Source organism: Nocardioides sp. CPCC 206348 (genome assembly GCF_048654705.1).
In the GTDB taxonomy this organism is placed as follows: Bacteria; Actinomycetota; Actinomycetes; order Propionibacteriales; family Nocardioidaceae; genus Nocardioides.
In genome coordinates, this window is the sequence record NZ_JBMCZA010000226.1 from 39,603 (window position 1) to 40,109 (window position 507).

A 507-nucleotide genomic window follows, 5' to 3' on the forward strand; every position below is an offset into this window, starting at 1 on the left:
TTACTGGCAGCTGCCCGAAGAGACGGCCGCGACCTTCCGGGACGGGTGGATGCACACCGGTGACGTGGCGCGGGAGGACGAGAACGGGCTCTGGTACATCGTCGACCGGACCAAGGACATGATCGTCACCGGCGGCTTCAACGTGTTCCCGCGCGAGGTGGAGGACGTCATCGCCGAACACCCTGCGATCGCCCAGGTCGGCGTCATCGGTACGCCGCACGAGAAGTTCGGCGAGGCAGTGACGGCCGTCGTGGTCCTGAGGGACGGGTTCGAGCTCACCGACGACGTGATCGCCGACATCAAGGACGCGGTCAAGGAACGCAAGGGGTCGGTGCAGGCGCCCAAGGACATCATCGCCGTCGACGCGCTGCCACTCACCGCGCTCGGCAAGCCGGACAAGAAGGCGCTGCGTGCGCGCTTCTGGGACGGCCAGGGCCGCAGCATCGGCTGACCCACCTCGCCCATCCTACGTGGCCCGATCGGGCCATTGAGGCGTACGACGGCCTG

General features: G+C 67.7%; 1 protein-coding gene. It reads left to right on the forward strand.

What is annotated here, in order from left to right:
• Positions 1-451, forward strand: a 451-nt coding sequence (locus ACOADB_RS25775) for an AMP-binding enzyme (RefSeq protein WP_420281304.1), incomplete at its 5' end; no start/stop codon positions are given.
• Between the last annotated feature and the right edge of the window lie 56 nt (positions 452-507).